At 63.0% G+C, this 17602-nt stretch carries 17 protein-coding genes; 8 read left to right on the top strand and 9 right to left on the bottom strand.

The window, feature by feature from the left end:
- Positions 1-13 precede the first annotated feature (13 nt).
- A complete protein-coding gene (locus ACJ8QI_RS03700; RefSeq protein WP_033637718.1) occupies positions 14-1138 on the top strand; it encodes an S-(hydroxymethyl)glutathione dehydrogenase/class III alcohol dehydrogenase in 1125 nt (374 codons plus the stop codon).
- Between the two features lie 14 nt (positions 1139-1152).
- Positions 1153-1995 carry an S-formylglutathione hydrolase gene (fghA, locus tag ACJ8QI_RS03695; protein ID WP_015377214.1) on the top strand — a complete coding sequence of 281 codons (843 nt, stop codon included), beginning with the start codon at positions 1153-1155 and terminating at the stop codon, positions 1993-1995.
- Between the two features lie 142 nt (positions 1996-2137).
- On the opposite strand, the gene gsiD is transcribed toward fghA, so the two are convergent.
- From gsiD to ACJ8QI_RS03665, 6 genes are all read right to left on the bottom strand, one after another.
- A complete protein-coding gene (gene gsiD, locus ACJ8QI_RS03690; RefSeq protein ID WP_049233469.1) occupies positions 2138-3046 on the bottom strand; it encodes a glutathione ABC transporter permease GsiD in 909 nt (302 codons plus the stop codon).
- A 9-nt stretch (positions 3047-3055) separates the two neighbouring features.
- On the bottom strand, positions 3056-3976 hold the full coding sequence (gsiC, locus tag ACJ8QI_RS03685; RefSeq protein WP_038880960.1) for a glutathione ABC transporter permease GsiC: 921 nt from the start codon (positions 3974-3976) through the stop codon (positions 3056-3058).
- A 52-nt stretch (positions 3977-4028) separates the two neighbouring features.
- Entirely contained in the window at positions 4029-5564 is a 1536-nt protein-coding gene (gene gsiB / locus ACJ8QI_RS03680) for a glutathione ABC transporter substrate-binding protein GsiB (RefSeq protein ID WP_064290234.1), read from the bottom strand.
- Between the two features lie 23 nt (positions 5565-5587).
- Complete coding sequence (locus tag ACJ8QI_RS03675; protein ID WP_442532089.1) at positions 5588-7462, bottom strand: dipeptide ABC transporter ATP-binding protein; 1875 nt, start codon at positions 7460-7462, stop codon at positions 5588-5590.
- Between the two features lie 19 nt (positions 7463-7481).
- Positions 7482-8438 (bottom strand): isoaspartyl peptidase/L-asparaginase family protein, encoded by a 957-nt coding sequence (locus tag ACJ8QI_RS03670; protein ID WP_442532088.1) that lies wholly within the window; start codon positions 8436-8438, stop codon positions 7482-7484.
- A 358-nt stretch (positions 8439-8796) separates the two neighbouring features.
- Complete coding sequence (locus ACJ8QI_RS03665) at positions 8797-9333, bottom strand: DUF924 family protein (protein ID WP_063988863.1); 537 nt, start codon at positions 9331-9333, stop codon at positions 8797-8799.
- Positions 9334-9490: 157 nt separating this feature from the next.
- Here ACJ8QI_RS03665 and moeA point away from each other — a divergent pair, with 157 nt between their 5' ends.
- Positions 9491-10729 carry a molybdopterin molybdotransferase MoeA gene (gene moeA / locus ACJ8QI_RS03660; RefSeq protein ID WP_147839544.1) on the top strand — a complete coding sequence of 413 codons (1239 nt, stop codon included), beginning with the start codon at positions 9491-9493 and terminating at the stop codon, positions 10727-10729.
- Positions 10730-10731: 2 nt separating this feature from the next.
- Positions 10732-11487, top strand: a complete 756-nt coding sequence (gene moeB, locus ACJ8QI_RS03655; RefSeq protein ID WP_047728158.1) for a molybdopterin-synthase adenylyltransferase MoeB — start codon at positions 10732-10734, stop codon at positions 11485-11487.
- Positions 11488-11537: 50 nt separating this feature from the next.
- Here the strand turns inward: moeB and ACJ8QI_RS03650 are convergent, their stop codons facing one another.
- The gene (locus ACJ8QI_RS03650; protein WP_033637709.1) at positions 11538-13130 is read right to left on the bottom strand and encodes an ABC-F family ATPase; all 1593 of its coding nucleotides are present in this window, start codon (positions 13128-13130) and stop codon (positions 11538-11540) included.
- Between the two features lie 399 nt (positions 13131-13529).
- Here ACJ8QI_RS03650 and ACJ8QI_RS03645 point away from each other — a divergent pair, with 399 nt between their 5' ends.
- Positions 13530-13745 carry a hypothetical protein gene (locus tag ACJ8QI_RS03645; protein ID WP_442532087.1) on the top strand — a complete coding sequence of 72 codons (216 nt, stop codon included), beginning with the start codon at positions 13530-13532 and terminating at the stop codon, positions 13743-13745.
- An 86-nt stretch (positions 13746-13831) separates the two neighbouring features.
- Here the strand turns inward: ACJ8QI_RS03645 and ACJ8QI_RS03640 are convergent, their stop codons facing one another.
- Positions 13832-14743: an alpha/beta hydrolase family protein gene (locus ACJ8QI_RS03640; RefSeq protein ID WP_159317828.1), complete on the bottom strand. Its 912-nt coding sequence runs from the start codon at positions 14741-14743 to the stop codon at positions 13832-13834.
- Positions 14744-14834: 91 nt separating this feature from the next.
- Here ACJ8QI_RS03640 and ACJ8QI_RS03635 point away from each other — a divergent pair, with 91 nt between their 5' ends.
- Positions 14835-15266, top strand: coding sequence for a hypothetical protein (locus ACJ8QI_RS03635; protein WP_033637706.1), 432 nt, complete (start codon positions 14835-14837; stop codon positions 15264-15266).
- Here the strand turns inward: ACJ8QI_RS03635 and cynR are convergent.
- Complete coding sequence (gene cynR / locus ACJ8QI_RS03630) at positions 15190-16140, bottom strand: transcriptional regulator CynR (RefSeq protein WP_087762195.1); 951 nt, start codon at positions 16138-16140, stop codon at positions 15190-15192. The two genes, ACJ8QI_RS03635 and cynR, sit on opposite strands and share 77 nt — an antisense overlap.
- A 114-nt stretch (positions 16141-16254) precedes the next feature.
- On the opposite strand from cynR, the gene ACJ8QI_RS03625 reads away from it, so the two are divergent.
- Positions 16255-16908 carry a carbonic anhydrase gene (locus ACJ8QI_RS03625; protein WP_048233124.1) on the top strand — a complete coding sequence of 218 codons (654 nt, stop codon included), beginning with the start codon at positions 16255-16257 and terminating at the stop codon, positions 16906-16908.
- Between the two features lie 19 nt (positions 16909-16927).
- The gene (cynS, locus tag ACJ8QI_RS03620) at positions 16928-17398 is read left to right on the top strand and encodes a cyanase (protein ID WP_060421366.1); all 471 of its coding nucleotides are present in this window, start codon (positions 16928-16930) and stop codon (positions 17396-17398) included.
- Positions 17399-17602: the final 204 nt, after the last annotated feature.

The raw sequence follows: 17602 nt of genomic DNA, 5'->3' as shown, positions 1-17602 counted from the left end.
TGAGGAGACTATGATGGAGATGATCAAAACCCGCGCCGCCGTTGCCTGGGGCCCGAACCAGCCGCTGAAGATCGAAGAAGTCGAGCTGATGCCACCGCAAAAAGGCGAAGTGCTGGTGCGGATCGTCGCCACCGGCGTTTGTCACACCGATGCCTACACCCTGTCCGGCAAAGATCCGGAAGGCGTGTTCCCGGCGATCCTCGGCCACGAGGGCGGCGGCGTGGTGGAAGCGGTCGGTGAAGGCGTCACCAGCGTGGCGGTCGGCGATCACGTGATCCCGCTCTACACCCCGGAGTGCGGCGAGTGCAAATTCTGTAAATCCGGTAAGACCAACCTGTGCCAGGCGATCCGCGCCACCCAGGGCAAAGGGCTGATGCCGGACGGCACCACGCGCTTCTTCAAGGACGGCAAGCCGATCTTCCACTACATGGGCACGTCCACCTTCTCCGAGTACACCGTGGTGCCGGAAATCTCACTGGCGAAAATCAACAAGGAAGCGCCGCTGGAAGAAGTGTGCCTGCTGGGCTGCGGCGTGACCACCGGCATGGGCGCGGTGATGAACACCGCCAAAGTGCAACCGGGCGACACCGTGGCAATCTTCGGCCTGGGCGGCATCGGCCTGTCGGCGATCATCGGCGCGCAGATGGCCGGCGCGGGCCGCATCATCGGCATCGACATCAACACCAGCAAGTTCGATCTGGCCCGCAAGCTGGGCGCAACCGATCTGATCAACCCGAAAGACTATGACAAGCCGATTCAGGACGTAATCGTCGAGCTGACCGACGGCGGCGTCGATTTCTCCTTCGAGTGCATCGGCAACGTCAACGTGATGCGTTCCGCGCTGGAGTGCTGCCACAAGGGCTGGGGCGAATCGGTGATCATCGGCGTCGCAGGCGCGGGCGAAGAGATCTCGACCCGGCCGTTCCAGCTGGTGACCGGCCGCGTCTGGCGCGGTTCGGCGTTCGGCGGCGTCAAGGGCCGTTCACAGCTGCCGGGCATCGTCGAGCGCTATCTGGACGGCGAATTCGCGCTGAACGACTTTATCACCCACACCATGGGGCTGGAGCAGATCAACGAAGCGTTCGATTTGATGCACGAAGGCAAATCGATCCGTTCCGTCATCCACTTCGACCAATAAGCCAGGAGGCAGAGATGACGTTGTCATTGGAACTTCTCGAAGAGCACCGCATGTTCGGCGGCTGGCAGCAGCGCTATCGCCACGCGGCGCAGAGCCTGAATTGCAACATGACATTCAGCATCTACCTGCCGCCGCCGCGCGATGACAACCCGCCGCCGGTGCTGTACTGGCTGTCGGGGCTGACCTGCAACGACGAGAACTTCACGTTGAAAGCCGGCGCGCAGCGCATCGCCGCCGAGCTGGGTCTGGTGCTGGTGATGCCGGACACCAGCCCGCGCGGCGACGAAGTGCCGAACGACGAAGGCTACGACTTGGGCCAGGGCGCCGGGTTTTACCTGAACGCCACCCAGGCGCCGTGGGATCGCCACTTCCGCATGTACGACTACATCAGCGCCGAACTGCCGGCGCTGATCGAACAGCACTTCAGCGTCAGCGATCGTCAGTCGATCTTCGGCCACTCGATGGGCGGCCACGGCGCGCTGATGATGGCGTTTCGCAACCCGCAGCGCTTCCGCTCGGTATCGGCCTTCGCGCCGATCGTGAACCCGTGCCAGGTGCCGTGGGGCCGCAAGGCGTTCACCGCCTATCTGGGCAGCGACGAAAGCCAGTGGCTGCAGTACGACAGTTGCCATCTGCTGGCCAGCGGCGCGGAAAAAATGCCGGTCCTTATCGACCAGGGCGACGACGACCAGTTCCTGGCCGACCAGCTGCAGCCGGCGCGCTTGGCGGAGCTGGCGCGCCAGCGCGACTGGCCGCTGACGCTGCGCATTCAGCCGGGGTACGATCACAGCTACTTCACCATCGCCACCTTCGTGGAAGATCACCTGCGCTTCCACGCCGAGCACCTGTTCCGCTGATAAAAAAATCCGGGCGGTTAAACCGCCCGGATTTCTTCAAAAGCCATCATTGCCATATCCATACCTCATCCCTGTAATATACGCGGGTCAAATTTTCATCAATTATACTCGTAAACAGGGGTATGCCAATTCAGCGATACCCTCACCCCTTCAGTTTCGGATCGAGCGCATCGCGCAATCCGTCGCCCAACAGGTTGAAGGCCAGCACGGTGATGAATATCGCCAGGCTGGGGAAGATCGCCACGTGCGGCGCGATCACCATATCGGCGCGCGCCTCGTTGAGCATCGCCCCCCACTCCGGCGTCGGCGGCTGGGCGCCCAGGCCCAGAAACGACAGGCTGGCGGCGGTGATGATCGAGGTGCCGATGCGCAGGGTGAAATAGACCACGATCGAAGACAGGGTGCCCGGCAGAATGTGCCGCAGGATGATGGTCCAGTCCGAGGCGCCGATGCTGCGCGCCGATTCGATATAGGTCAGGTGCTTCAGCACCAGCGTATTGCCGCGCACCAGGCGGGCGAAGGCCGGAATGCTGAAGATCGCCACCGCGACGATCACATTGGCCATGCCGCTGCCCATGATCGCCACCACGCCGATCGCCAGCAGAATGCCGGGAAACGCGAACAGCACGTCGCAGACGCGCATGGTGAGGCGATCCCACCAGCCTTCATAGTAGCCGGCCAGCAGCCCCAGCAGGGTGCCTATCGCCCCGCCCGCCAGCACCGAGAACACCCCGGCCGCCAGCGAAATACGCGTGCCCATCAGGATGCGGCTGAAGATATCGCGCCCGAGGGAGTCGACGCCCAGCCAGTGCATCAGCGAAGGCCCTTCGTTCAGCCGGTCGTAATCGAAATAGTTTTCCGCATCGAACGGTGCCAGATAAGGCGCCAGCAGCGCCGCCGCAATCAGCAGCAGCACCAGCAGGCCGGCGACCAGCGCCGCCCGCTGGCGACGAAAACGCCGCCAAAACTCGCTCCACGGCGTGCGTACCGCGTTGGGGTCGATAAGCGGCATCGCCTTCAGTGCGGCGTTGCGCCGCCAATGCTTAATCATGCCGCGCCCTCATTGATAACGAATCGCCGGGTTGATCGCCGCGTACAGCATATCCACCAGCAGGTTGATCAGGATGAACTCCAGCGAGAACAGCAGCACCTCAGCCTGGATCACCGGGTAATCGCGCATCTCCACCGAGTCCACCAGCAACCGCCCCAACCCCGGCCAGTTGAACACCTTCTCCACCACGATCGAACCGCCGAGCAGGAAGCCGAACTGCAACCCCATCATGGTCACCACCGGGATCATCGCGTTGCGCAGGCCGTGTTTCATCACCACCACGCTTTCCCGCACGCCCTTGGCGCGCGCGGTGCGCATGTAGTCCTCCTGCAGCACCTCGACGAACGAAGCGCGGGTGAAGCGCGCCATCACCGCCGCCACCGCCGCCCCCAGGGTGATCGAAGGCAGAATGTAGTGCCGCCAGCTGTCGGCGCCCACCGTCGGCAGCCACCCCAGCTCGACCGAGAACACCTGCATCAGCAGCATGCCGAGCGCAAAGGCCGGGAACGAGATCCCCGACACCGCCAGCGTCATGCCGAGGCGATCCGGCCAGCGGTTGCGCCACACCGCCGACACCACGCCGATCGCCAGGCCGAACGCCACCGCCCACAGCATGCTGGTGACGGTCAGCCAGAAGGTCGGCATAAAGCGCGAGGCGATCTCTTCGCTCACCGGGCGTTTGGACACCATCGAGATGCCGAAGTCGCCCCGCAGCGCGTTGACGAAGAAGTGCGCGAACTGCTGCGGCAGCGGCTTATCCAGCCCCAAATCCTTGCGCACCAGCTGCACCACCGCCTCGTCGGCCTCCGGCCCCGCCGCCAGCCGCGCCGGATCGCCCGGCAGCAGGTGAACGAACAGAAACACCAGCACCGCCACGATCAGCAGAGTCGGGATCAGGCCCAGCAGTCGTTTCAGAAAATAATTGAGCATCTCATTCCTTCCCCCGCCCGCCGCCGCTTGGCCACGGGCGGGGATGGGCGCCTTATTTCAGATCGGCGTTATCAAAGTTGAACGAGGTATCCGGCATCACGTAGAAGCCGCTCAGCTGTTTGCTGTTGGCCGACAACAGACGTTCGGTCGCCAGGAAGATCCAGGGCGCGTCGGCCCAGATGCGATCCTGCGCGTCCTGATACAGTTTCTGCTTCTCGGCGCGGTCGGTGGTCGCCAGCGCGTCGGTCAGATCCTTGTCCACCTGCGGATTGCTGTAGAACGCGGTGTTAAACTGCTTCGGTGGCGCCGCCTGGGTAGAGAACAGCGGCGACAGCGCCCAGTCCGCTTCCCCGGTCGAGGCCGACCAGCCGGTATAGAACAGCCGCACGCCGGTGTCCTTCACCCCGACGCTCTCCACCTGCGCCGCACGCTGCCCGGCATCCATCGCCGTCACCGTCACTTTCACCCCCACCTGCGCCAGCTGCTGCTGGGTGAACTGCAGCACCTTCTGCGCGGTGCTGTGGTTGTGGGAAGACCATAGCGTGGTGGTGAAGCCGTTCGGGTAGCCGGCCTCTTTCAGCAGCTCGCGCGCCTTGGCCGGATCGTACGGCCACGGCTTATAGCGGGCGGCGAAGTCGATCGCCGGCGGCACCGGCCCTTCCGCCGGCACCGCGTAACCGGCGAACGCCACCTTGATCAGCGCGTCCTTGTTGATGGCGTAGTTCAGCGCCTGGCGTACCTTCGGGTTGTCGAACGGCTTTTGGGTGACGTTCATGCTGATGTAACGCTGCAGGATAGACGGGGCGGCCACCACGTCCAGCTTGGCGTTGCCCTCCAGCACCTTGGCCTGCTCGTAAGGGATCGGGAAGGCGAAGGTCGCCTCGCCGGTCTGCAGCATCGCCGCGCGGGTGTTGTTATCCACCACCGGGCGCCAGGTGATGCTGTCGAGCTTCGGCAGCCCCGGCTGCCAGTAGCCGTCGAACTTCTTCACCTTGACGAAATCGGTCTGGTTCCAGGTCACGAACTGATACGGCCCGGTACCGACCGGGTGGAAACCGATCTCTTTGCCGTATTGCTTCAGCGCCGCCGGCGAGATGATCGCCGCCGCCGGGTGCGCCAGGTTGTTGACGAACGCCGAGAACGGCGCCTTCAGCACGATCTTCACCGTATTGGCGTCCACCGCCTCGGTTTTGTCGATCATCTTGAACAGGTTGTAGCGCTTGAGGTGGCTGTCCGGGTTGCTGGCGCGATCGAGGTTTACCTTCACCGCCTCGGCGTTGAGCGCGGTGCCGTCGTGGAATTTAATCCCCTGGCGCAGTTTGACCGTGTAGGTCAGGCCGTCTTTGCTGACCTCATAGCTGTCCGCCAGCACGTTCACCAGCTTCATGTCCTTATCGAAGCCGAACAGCCCCTGATAGAACGACTTGGCCACCGCCTGCGACAGCGTGTCGTTGGCGTCGTAAGGATCGAGGGTGGTGAAGTTGGAGGCCACGGCGATCACCGCGTCCTTCGCCGCCCAAACCGGGCCGGTTCCCGCCGCCAGCAGTACGGCGGCCAACAGCGCATTGCGTTTGAATGTGTGCTTCATGTCGCTTGTCTCTCCTGAGGTCTTTAAAAAGCACCGGCGATCGGGTGGCGGGCGACAAAGTGCCCGGCGCCAACCTGCACCAGCGGTGCGGTAACGGGTTCATCGCCCAGCGCGCGCACCGGGCTCGGGATCTCATCGGCCGGCAGCGGCTGCCGTTTGTGGGCATGAGCGGGATCGGCCACCGGCACCGCCGCCATCAGCTTGCGGGTGTAGGGGTGCTGCGGATTGTCGAACACCGCCTGCCGTGGGCCAATCTCGACGATCTGCCCGAGGTACATCACCGCCACCCGGTGGCTGATGCGCTCCACCACCGCCATGTCGTGTGAAATAAACAGAAAAGCGATGCCGAACTCGCGCTGCAGATCGAGCAACAGATTGACGATCTGCGCCTGAATCGACACGTCCAGCGCCGAGACCGCCTCGTCGGCGATCACCACTTTCGGGTTCAGCGCCAGCGCACGCGCGATGCAGATACGCTGGCGCTGGCCGCCGGAAAATTCGTGCGGGTAGCGGCGCGCATGCTCCGGCAGCAGGCCGACGCGCTCCAGCAGCCAGGCCACCCGTTGCTCCGCCTCCCGGCCGCGCATCACGTTGTGCACCAGCAGCGGCTCCATGATGGAAAAACCGACCGTCAGGCGCGGATCGAGCGAGGCGTAGGGATCTTGAAAGATGAACTGAATATCGCGCCGCAGGTGCTGCAGCGCCGGCCCCTTCAATTGGTCTATCCGCCGCCCGGCGAAGGTGATAGTGCCGCTCTGGCTGTCCACCAGCTTCAGCAGAGAGCGCCCGGTGGTGGACTTGCCGCAGCCGGACTCGCCCACCAGCCCCAGCGTCTCGCCGGGGTAAAGATCGAAACTGACGTTTTCCACCGCGTGCACCCGGCGAGTGACCCGATTGAACAGTCCACCGCGCAGATCAAAGCGCGTAACCAGATGCTCCACTCGCAGGATCGGCGTAGCGTCTGGCGGTACGGTATCCTGCGGCGCCGTATCCTCCTCGCTGCCCGGCAGCGGAAACTTCGCCGGCAGCGGCCGATCGGCCATCGCCCCCAGCTTCGGCACCGCCGCCAACAGCGCCCGGGTATAGGCCTGTTGCGGCGCGGCAAACAGCTCGCGCACCCGATTCTGTTCCACCTGTTCGCCGCGGCGCATCACCAGCACCCGATCGGCGATCTCCGCCACCACGCCCATGTCGTGAGTGATGAAGATCACCCCCATCTGCATCTCCTGTTGCAGCACGCGGATCAGCTGCAGGATCTGCGCCTGAATGGTGACGTCGAGGGCGGTGGTGGGTTCATCGGCAATCAGCAGCGCCGGTTTGCAGGAGAGCGCCATGGCGATCATCACCCGCTGGCGCATGCCACCGGAAAGCTGGTGCGGGTAGCGCCCCAGCACCTCTTTGGCCTCCGGAATACGCACCAGATCGAGCATGCGCAGCGCCTCCTGGCGCGCGCTGCGGCGATCCATGCCCTGATGCAGGCGCAACGATTCGGCGATCTGCTCGCCGACCGGAAATACCGGGTTGAGCGAGGTCATCGGCTCCTGGAAGATCATCGCCATGTCGGCGCCGCGCACCGTGCGCAGCGTGCTCTGCGAGGCGCGCGCCAGATCGAGCAGCGCGCCGTCGCGCCGGCGCAGCGTCATGGCGCCGCTGACGATGCGCCCGCCGCCCTGCTCCACCAACCGCATCAGCCCCAGCGAAGTCACCGATTTGCCGGAGCCGGACTCACCGACGATCGCCAGCGTCTCGCCGCGATCGAGATCGAACGACAGGTTACGCACCGCTGCCACGGCGCCGTCCGGTTGAGGAAAGCTGATGCTCAAATCGCGCACCGTCAGCACCCGCTGCGGCGGCAATGACAACCCGTTGCCGGCGGGCCGGAGTGAAACGTCGGTCATGCACCCTCCCGGTGAACGCTTAGCGGTAAATCCCGACGGACGGCGCATCGCCGACATAGCCAAAACCGCGATACATCCCCTCGCAGTTGAACGGCAGCGCGATATTGCCGTGGCGATCGACGGCGATCATGCCGCCGCTGCCACCGAGCGTCGGCAGCTTATCCATCACCACCCGGTCGCTGGCGGCCTGCAGGCTCAGATCGCCGTATTCGATCAGGGCGGAGACGTCATAGGCCGCCACGCCGCGCATGAAGATTTCACCGGTGCCGGTGCTGGAGACCGCCACCGTGGCGTTGTTGGCATAGCAGCCGGCGCCGATAATCGGCGTGTCGCCTATCCGCCCGGCCTGCTTGTTGGTCATGCCGCCGGTGGAGGTGGCGGCGGCGAGGTTGCCCAGCGCATCCAGCGCCACCGCGCCGACGGTGCCGAATTTGCGATCGGGATCGAGCGGCTCGCCGGCCTGCGCCGCGCCGTCGTGATCGAGCAATACCCGGCCCTGCTCCGCCTGAGCCCGGTGCAGCTGATCGAAACGTTCCTGGGTAAAGAAGAAATCGGGGGTGACCAGTTCCAGGCCGTGTGCCGCGGCAAACTTCTCGGCGCCTTCGGCGGCAAACAGCACGTGTTCGCTGTTTTCCAGCACCGCGCGCGCCGCCAGCACCGGGTTGCGGATGCGGCTGACGCCGGCGACGGCGCCGGCATCGCAGGTGCGGCCGTCCATCACGCAGGCGTCCAGCTCGTGGGTGCCCTGATGGGTGAACACCGATCCTTTACCGGCGTTGAACAGCGGGCACTCTTCGAGCAGCCGCACCGCTTCGGTCACCGCGTCCAGCGCGCTGCCGCCCTGCGCCAATATCGCCTGCCCGGCGGCCACGATCTCGGACAGTGCCTGAATATACTGCCGTTCTTTTTCCGCACTCAGCGCCGTCCGGGTAATTGCGCCCGCGCCGCCATGAATGGCAATCACTGGTTTGCTCATTTGCCTGACACCCTGTGTTAATCCCGCCGTTGCGCAGCGAATAAGCTGAGCGCGGTATCATTATTATTCAGTCTTTTTCGACTCTATTTAGTCCTGCAGTGGAAGTACAGCATAACGTCCACGCCCCGCTTTTAGCGTAGCGCGCTTAGACCGTTTCGCACCTTGAAATAGCTTATTGGAATAAAAACAGCAGGTTATAAAAAACGGCAAACCGCCGATCCTGCGGCTGAGATTATTGGTAATTTCACGTGCGGAAATAGCGGCATGGCGAAAGGAAATAAACGTTCGCGCTGAATAACGCTTATTGCGGCGCCCGGCCTGCTGTTTTTTCCCCGGCCGGGCGCAGATGATCCAACGATTAAAAGCCTGATCCAGGCTGTTGTAAAAAGGCCTCTTCTTCCGGCGTGCTGGTGCGCCCCAATATCGCATTGCGATGCGGGTAGCGGCCGAAACGATCGATGATCGCCTTATGCCGCAGCTCGAACTCCAGCTGGTCGCCGTTGTTGAGCTCGGTATACAGCACCAGCGCCTGCTGGTGGATCAGCGGCGATTCCGAATGCATGAACGGCAGATAGAGGAAGCCACGCTGCTCGCGGCTCAGCCGTTCGCACTCGCCGCTGCGGATCGCCTCCTGCGCCAGGATCAGCGCCATGCCGTCGCAGGCGAACGACTGTGGCGTACCGCGAAACAGGTTGCGGCTGAACTGATCGAGCACGATCACCTCCGCCAGGCGCCCTTCGATGGTATCGCGCCAGTGCGCCAGCTCCCCCGCCGCCGCTGCCCGCCAGATTTCGCCGAAACGGCTGTGCAGCAGACGATCGAAATCGTCGTCCTTTTTAAACCACATGATCGGTTCGATCTCTTCGAACCAGAACTCGATAACCTGTTTATGCATCATGATTCTCCTCTGTTTTGCGCAGTTTATACCCGTTCGCCCCGGCGCCGCAGTACGAAAGATGGCAAGCATAACCCGTTCTCCCCCCCGGCGTTCTCTGCCATAATACCCGCACTTTGTCGCTAATTTAGCGCACCCTGATTACGGAGTTCCCTTTATGGATCATTGCCATACTTCCGATCTCATCTCCCTGGAGCAAGCGCTGGAAAAAATGCTCGGGCAGATCGCCCCGCTGCAGCAGACCGAATCCGTTGCCCTGACCGCCGCCGCCGGCCGCATCACCGCCGCGCCGGTGGTCTCGCCGCTCGACGTGCCGCCGTTCGCCAACTCGGCGATGGACGGCTATGCGCTGCGCCTCGCCGACCTGGCGGCCAATGCGCCGCTGCCGGTCGCCGGGAAGGCCTTCGCCGGTGCGCCGTTCGACGGCCAATGGCCGGCCAACAGCTGCGTGCGCATCATGACCGGCGCCCCGATCCCGGCCGGGGCGGACGCGGTGGTCATGCAGGAGCAGGCCGAGGTGAGCGACCAGGGCGTGCGTTTTACCGTGCCGGTTGAAGCCGGCCAGAATATCCGTCTGGCGGGTGAAGACATTCGCCGGGGCGCGAGCGTGTTGCCGGCCGGCGTGAAGCTGGGCGCCGCGCAGCTGCCGCTGCTGGCTTCGCTTGGCGTCGCCGAAGTGCAGGTAATGCGTAAGCTGAAGGTGGCAGTGTTCTCTACCGGCGACGAACTGCAGCCGGTCGGCCAGCCGCTGCAGGCGGGCCAAATCTACGACACCAACCGTTTCGCGGTGCGCCTGATGCTGGAACAGCTGGGCTGCGAGGTGCTCGATCTCGGCATTATCCGCGACGATCGCGATGCGCTGCGCGCCGCTTTCGAACGGGCGGACAGCCAGGCCGACGTGGTCATCAGCAGCGGCGGCGTCTCGGTCGGCGAGGCCGACTACACCAAACAGATGCTCGACGAGCTGGGCCAGGTCAGCTTCTGGAAGCTGGCGATCAAACCCGGCAAACCCTTCGCCTTCGGCAAGCTGGGCCACGCCTGGTTCTGCGGCCTGCCGGGCAACCCGGTTTCCGCCGCCCTGACCTTCTACCAGCTGGTGCAGCCGCTGCTGGCGAAGCTGGCCGGCCACAGCGACTGGCGCCTGCCGCCGCGCCTGCGGGCGCGCGCATTGACGCCGCTGAAGAAATCGCCGGGCCGCCTCGATTTCCAGCGCGGCGTGTTCAGCAGCAACGCTGCGGGCGAACTGGAGGTCAGCACCACCGGCCACCAGGGCTCGCACGTCTTCAGCTCCTACAGCCAGGGCAACTGTTTCATCGTGCTGGAGCGCGAACGCGGTTCGGTGGCGGTAGGCGAAACGGTGGAGATCGAGCCGTTCAACGCCCTGCTGAGGAGCTGAGCATGCTGCCGGAATTGACCGACGCCGAAGCGCTGCGCTACAACCGCCAGATCGTGCTGCGCGGCTTTGACTTCGACGGCCAGGAGAAGCTGAAGGCCGCCCGCGTGCTGATCGCCGGGCTGGGCGGGCTGGGCTGCGCCGCCGCGCCTTACCTGGCGGCGGCCGGCGTCGGCCATCTGGTACTGGTGGATTTCGACACCGTCTCGCTCTCCAACCTGCAGCGCCAGATCCTGCACCGCGACGATCGCATCGGCCAGAGCAAAGTCGCCTCCGCCAGGCAGGAACTGAGCGCTATCAACCCGCATATCCGCATCGACGCGATCGACGGCCGTTTGGAAGATGAGGCGGTTGCGGCAGAGATCGCCGCCTGCGATCTGGTGCTGGACTGCACCGACAACGTGGCGGCGCGCGACGCCCTGAACCGCCTGTGCCACGCGCAGCAGAGGCCGCTGGTTTCCGGCGCAGCGATCCGCATGGAAGGCCAGCTCAGCGTATTCACCTATCAGCCGGGCGAGCCCTGCTACCGCTGCCTGAGCCGTCTGTTCGGCGACAGCGCTCTCACCTGCGTCGAAGCGGGCGTGATGGCCCCACTGGTCGGCACTATCGGTACCCTGCAGGCGATGGAAGCCATTAAGCTGCTGGCCGACTATGGTCAGCCGCTGCGCGGCAAGCTGTTGATGTTCGATGCGATGAGCATGCAGTTCCGCGAGATGAAACTGCCGAAGGATCCGCACTGCGAGGTGTGCGGCGGGGAATGACGGATAAAAAAAGGGCGGGATAATTCCCGCCCTGATGCGTTGCGCGAGGGTTACACGATGCCCTGGCTGCGCAGATAGTCTTCGTAGTTGCCGGTAAAGTCGATCACCTTGTTCGGGGTGATTTCCAGAATGCGCGTCGCCAGCGAGCTGACGAACTCACGGTCGTGGGAGACGAAGATCAGCGTGCCTTCGTACATCTCCAGCGCCATGTTCAGCGATTCGATGGATTCCATATCCAGGTGGTTGGTCGGTTCGTCCATCACCAGAATATTTGGGCGCTGCATCATCAGCTTGCCGAACAGCATACGGCCCTTCTCGCCACCGGACAGCACCTTCACTTTCTTCTTGATGTCGTCCTGGCTGAACAGCAAACGGCCCAGCACGCTGCGCACCGCCTGCTCGTCGTCTTTTTCCTGCTTCCACTGGCTCATCCAGTCGAACACGGTCAGGGTATCGTCGAACTCGTATTCGTGATCCTGCGCGTAGTAACCGATGCGGGCGTTTTCCGACCACTTCACGGTGCCGCTGTCCGGCTGCGCGTCGCCCACCAGCGTTTTCAGCAAGGTGGTTTTACCGATGCCGTTGGCGCCCAGCACCGCAACCTTCTCACCCACTTCCACCATCAGGTTCAGCTTGCTGAACAGCGGGCCGTTGTCGAAGCCCTTGGTAAGCGCTTCCACTTCCAGCGCGTTACGGAACAGCTTCTTGTCCTGATCGAAACGGATGAACGGGTTCTGGCGGCTGGAGGCCTTCACTTCTTCCAGCTGGATCTTGTCGATCTGGCGGGCGCGCGAGGTGGCCTGCTTGGATTTGGAGGCGTTGGCGCTGAAGCGGCTGACGAACGATTGCAGCTCGTTGATCTGCGCCTTCTTCTTGGCGTTGTCGGCCAGCAGACGTTCACGCGCCTGGGTGGCGGCGGTCATGTATTCATCGTAGTTGCCCGGATAAACGCGCAGTTCGCCGTAGTCCAGATCCGCCATGTGGGTGCAGACCATGTTCAGGAAGTGACGGTCGTGCGAGATGATGATCATGGTGCTGTTGCGTTCGTTCAGCACCTGCTCCAGCCAGCGAATGGTATCGATGTCCAGGTTGTTCGTCGGTTCGTCGAGCAGCAGGATTTCCGGATCGGAGAACAGCGCCTGCGCCAGCAACACGCGCAGCTTCCAGCCCGGCGCGATTTCGCTCATCGGGCCGTAGTGCTGTTCCACCGGAATGCCGACGCCAAGCAGCAGTTCGCCGGCGCGCGCTTCGGCGGTGTAACCGTCCATCTCGCCGTAGGCGACTTCCAGATCGGCCACTTTATAGCCGTCTTCTTCGCTCATCTCCGCCATGGCGTAGATGCGGTCGCGCTCTTCCTTCACCGCCCACAGCTCGGTGTGGCCCATGATCACGGTGTCCAGCACGCTGTACTGTTCGAAGGCGAACTGATCCTGACGCAGTTTACCCAGGCGCTCGTTCGGATCGAGGAACACATTGCCGCCGGTCGGCGCCAAATCGCCGCCGAGGATTTTCATAAAGGTGGACTTGCCGCAGCCGTTGGCGCCGATCAGGCCGTAACGGTTGCCGCCGCCGAATTTAACAGAGATGTTTTCAAACAACGGCTTGCTGCCGAACTGCATGGTAATGTTGTTGGTGCTTAACACAGCGCTCGCTCTTTATACATAGGGAATGTGATTTGGCGCGCATTATGCCACAACGGGGTTCAGAGATCGCGGGAAGTTTTGGTGACATTTTGAGCGGTGGGTTCACACCGTTTGCCGGTGGGCATTGGCTTGATTCAGAGATTAATTTCTGATGTCGCAGTAGGTTCCATTCTCACTCACCATCGGGGCAAGCCTACCGCGCTCTGTCTATACATCACGCGACTTGAGGGCAAGAAACTCACGGATGTATGATCAACTCAGACGCTTGGAAAACCTCGATCTGCTGTACTTTCTGTTAGAAAGCAAAGTCCGACCATTCGAGGATGCCGTCTCGGTTTGGGAAAGAGATCGAAAGAAATTCAGCCAAATTTGTCAGTACTTTTTTGCAAAGGTTAACGTATGAAGAACTTTATGCTGGCGGCTTTATCCAGAATTATTCAGGGCATTGGGTGCGGCGTTGTGGCCCTTTCGCTGTTAGCCATTGCCTGGTTCATGTTTTATTCCGACGACCATTTGAAATCGCTGTGGGTTGCGATCTCCATAGCGGGAGTTTTCTTAGGGTATGTCATTTTTAGATTTGCGGTTAAAAAAATACACGATGGAAGCCCTGATTAAATAACATTGTGTTCAATTGAGCAGCAGATCACTCAGTCCAAAGAAACTCGCGTCAATTATTACATAACTTGTCCTAATACCGACGCTCAGCGCAGCTGCTTCTCCAGCCACGCGCGCATGTCCGCCACCACCCGCGCCATCTCGCTGGCGCCATTTTCGCGCCGCATCACATGGTCCAATCCAGCGTAATTGACATAGGTAATGTTCGTTTTGCCGGCGGCCCGCAATTCGTCGATCATATTGTCGACCGCCCCCGGCGAAACGGCGCGATCCTGGTCGCCCTGCACGATCAGCACCGGCGTCTTGATGCTGCGCAGCGTGGCGAGCTGATCGATGTTCAGCATGCCATGCCACCAGGCATAGCCATGATCGCTGGCATTCAGGGGGAACGGCGGCGCCGTCATCACCTGCTGCAAAAATGCGTTCAGCCCGGCCACCTCTTCCTTCGGCGCGTCGGCAGCGCTGTGGCGCACGTCGTCGATAAACCAGCGCCCGCCACCGCTGAACGCGAGGGTGGCATCAATCCGGCCCGAGGAGGCCGTCACCAGATTGGCGATCACCGCCCCTTCGCTGCCTCCCAGCACCGCGACCTTTTGATAGCCGTTGCGCGCAATCACCGCCTGCAGCACCTGGGTGACATCGCTCACCCGCCGCTGCGGCGTGTCATGCTGCACAAAAGCGTCCGGGCAATCCTGCCGCGGGACTTCTTCGCGGTACGGCAACCGGTCGTCGATGCCGTATTTCTCCACCGTCAGCAGGTCTGCGGCGGGGAACACCTGCCGCAACGGCGCCAGCAGGCGGATATGCCGTACGCTGTTGCAATCCGATCCTTGCAGGATCACCAACAGCGCCGCCGACGATTGCCCGGGCACCGCAGCGTCCAGATAGTAATGAATACTCGAACCGTCTTCCCTGGGCAGCGTCAGCGCCGCAGGTTGCGCCATCGCCAGCCCGCTCCACAGCGCCAATGCGCTCAGCATACCCGTCGCCAGTCTCATTACTTGCTCCTCTTCCCTGTTACGTTCGGTTAATTCGCCTTTTCTGGTCTACGCTTCATGCCAACCACTTTTCTGACAGGGAAGCGCTACCATGCCGCACCTCTATAACACCGCGCTGCTGATCGGCGCCGCGCTGAGCGCCATCGCCGCGCTGCTGCATATCTGGGTGATCGCCGCCGGGCCGCGCGGCTACCGGCTATGCGGCGCCGGCGATCGCTTCATTAAGGCGGCGGAAGCGGGTAAAAAGTTCCCGGCCGTCGTCACCGCCGGTATCGCGCTGGTGCTGTTTATTTGGTCGCTGTATGCGCTTTCCGGCGCGGGCCTGATCGCGCCGCTGCCGCTGCTGCGGCCCGCGCTGTTTATCATTACCTTCATCTACCTGCTGCGCGGCGTCGCCGGCCCCTTCGCCCTGCGCGATACCGGCCGCAGCCAGCGCTTTATCGTCGTCAGCTCGCTGATTTGCCTCGGCTTCGGGCTGGTGCATCTGCTGGGGATGACGCAGCGCTGGGGGGCGTTGGCGTAACGCCCTGTTCCTGCAAGACGGCAATAAACGCCTGCGCGGCGGCGCTGCGGTAAGCGCCTTTGCGCTGCAGCCACACCGCCTGCCGCACCGGCATGGCGTTGGCCAATGCCACTTTTTTCAACTGCCGATTCTCGCGCGCAATGGCGGCCGGCAGCAGCGTGGCGAGCTGCCCGCGCCGCACGATCTCGACGATGGCGCCCAGCGCGTTGGCCTCCACCGCCACCTGCGGCCGAAATCCCAGCTGCGTGCAGTAGCGATCGATAAACTGCCGCGTGGCGAAGTCGCCGCTCAGCAAGGCCAGCGGCAGATGTTGCCACTCCGCCAGCGTCAGCGGCCGGCGATGAGACGCCAGGGGATGGTCGGCGCCGACCATCAGCTCCAGCGTCTCGCTGAACAACGCCGCCGCTTCCACCTCCGCCGACTGCGCCATCTCGAAGGCGATGCCCAGATCCAGCCGATCCTGCGCCAGCAGCGCCTCAATTCGCTCTTGCGCCATCTCCTCAATGCTCAGGGTAATCCCGGGATAGCGGCGGTAGAACGCATCGATCGCCGGCCCCACCAGATAGGCGGTGAAGGTCGGCGTCATCGCCAGCCGCAAATGGCCGCGCTCGAGCGTCGCCACGTCATGGATCGCCCGCGCGCCGGCATCCAGATCCTGCAGCGCCAAGCGCGCATAGCGCATCCACGCCTCACCGGCGTCGGTCAGGCGCACGGCTCTGCCGCTGCGATCGAACAGCGGCGCCCCCAGTGTGTCTTCCAGCTGCTTGATCTGTTGAGACAGCGTCGGTTGCGAGACGTGCAGCGCTTCGGCGGCGCGGGTGAAGTTGCCCTGTTCGGCAACGGCCAGAAAATAACGGATGTGTCGCAGCAGCATAGCGCCCCAGCTATTAGTAAAACCTATAGCTGGCATTATAAATGGGTCTTAGACCCTATAGCCAGAAGCGTTCATCATGCCGCCATCGCATAACGACACCCAATGGAGAAACGGATGAAAGAGGTGATTGAAGGCTTCCTGAAGTTCCAGCGCGAAGCCTTTGTTGAACGCACGGCGCTGTTTCAGCAGTTGGCGACCCGCCAAAACCCGCGCACCCTGTTTATCTCATGTTCCGACAGCCGCCTGGTGCCGGAGCTGGTCACCCAGCGCGAGCCGGGGGATCTGTTCGTGATCCGCAACGCCGGTAACATCGTGCCTTCTTTCGGCCCCGAACCCGGCGGAGTTACCGCCTCGGTCGAGTACGCCGTCGCCGCGCTGGGCGTGGAGGATATCGTGATCTGCGGCCATTCCGACTGCGGCGCGATGACCGCCATCGCCACCTGCCAGTGTCTGGAGCATCTGCCGACGGTCGCCGGCTGGCTGCGTTACGCCGATTCCGCGAAGGCGGTCAATCAGGCTTATCCGCACGCCTCCGACGAGGCCCGGGTCGCGTCGATGGTGCGCGAAAACGTCATCGCCCAGCTCAACAACATCAAAACGCACCCTTCCGTCGCCCTGGCGCTGGATCAGGGCCGCCTGACGCTGCACGGCTGGGTCTATGACATCGCCAGCGGCGCTATCGAGGCGCTGGACGGCGAAACCCGCCGCTTCGTGCCGCTCGCCACCCATCCCGACGTGACCGCCACCCCGGCGATCGCCCGTTTTTAAGCCAACAAAAGGAGCTAACATGACACACTCTCTGCATAACGCCGCCCCGCGCGAAGCGCTCACCGACACCATCATGGTCGCCAAGATCCGCCATAACCTGACTTTCGACGCGCTGGCCGAGGGCACCGGTCTCAGCCTGGCGTTCGTCACCGCCGCGCTGCTGGGGCAGCATGCGCTGCCGGAACCGGCGGCGCGCACGGTAGCGGCCAAGCTGGGGCTGGACGAAGAGGCGGTGCTGTTGCTACAAACCATCCCGCTGCGCGGCAGCATTCCCGGCGGCGTGCCGACCGATCCGACCATTTATCGCTTCTATGAAATGCTGCAGGTTTACGGCTCCACGCTGAAAGCGCTGGTGCACGAGCAGTTCGGCGACGGCATCATCAGCGCCATCAACTTCAAGCTGGATATCAAAAAGGTCGCCGATCCGGACGGCGGCGAACGCGCAGTGATCACCCTGGACGGCAAGTACCTGCCGACCAAGCCTTTCTGATTGGCCTTGCGCCGGCGGCCCGCGCCGCCGGCAAATTGACAGCCAACCGGCCATTGGCTACATTATCTGCGCTGAAACGCCGCCCTGGCGTTTTTCACTGCCCGAGGCCTGTATGTTGGAGATTGTAACCACCCGATAGTCGCTTCCTTGCCGTATGGCGAGGGACTCTGACGTATCCGACGCGCGTTTGCGCGGGGATGCGCG

This window comes from Serratia sp. CY84636, assembly GCF_052166245.1.
Classification (GTDB): Bacteria; Pseudomonadota; Gammaproteobacteria; order Enterobacterales; family Enterobacteriaceae; genus Serratia; species Serratia nevei.
The sequence above is the reverse complement of the archived record's forward strand: the minus strand, read 5'-3'. Positions and strand labels throughout refer to the sequence as shown.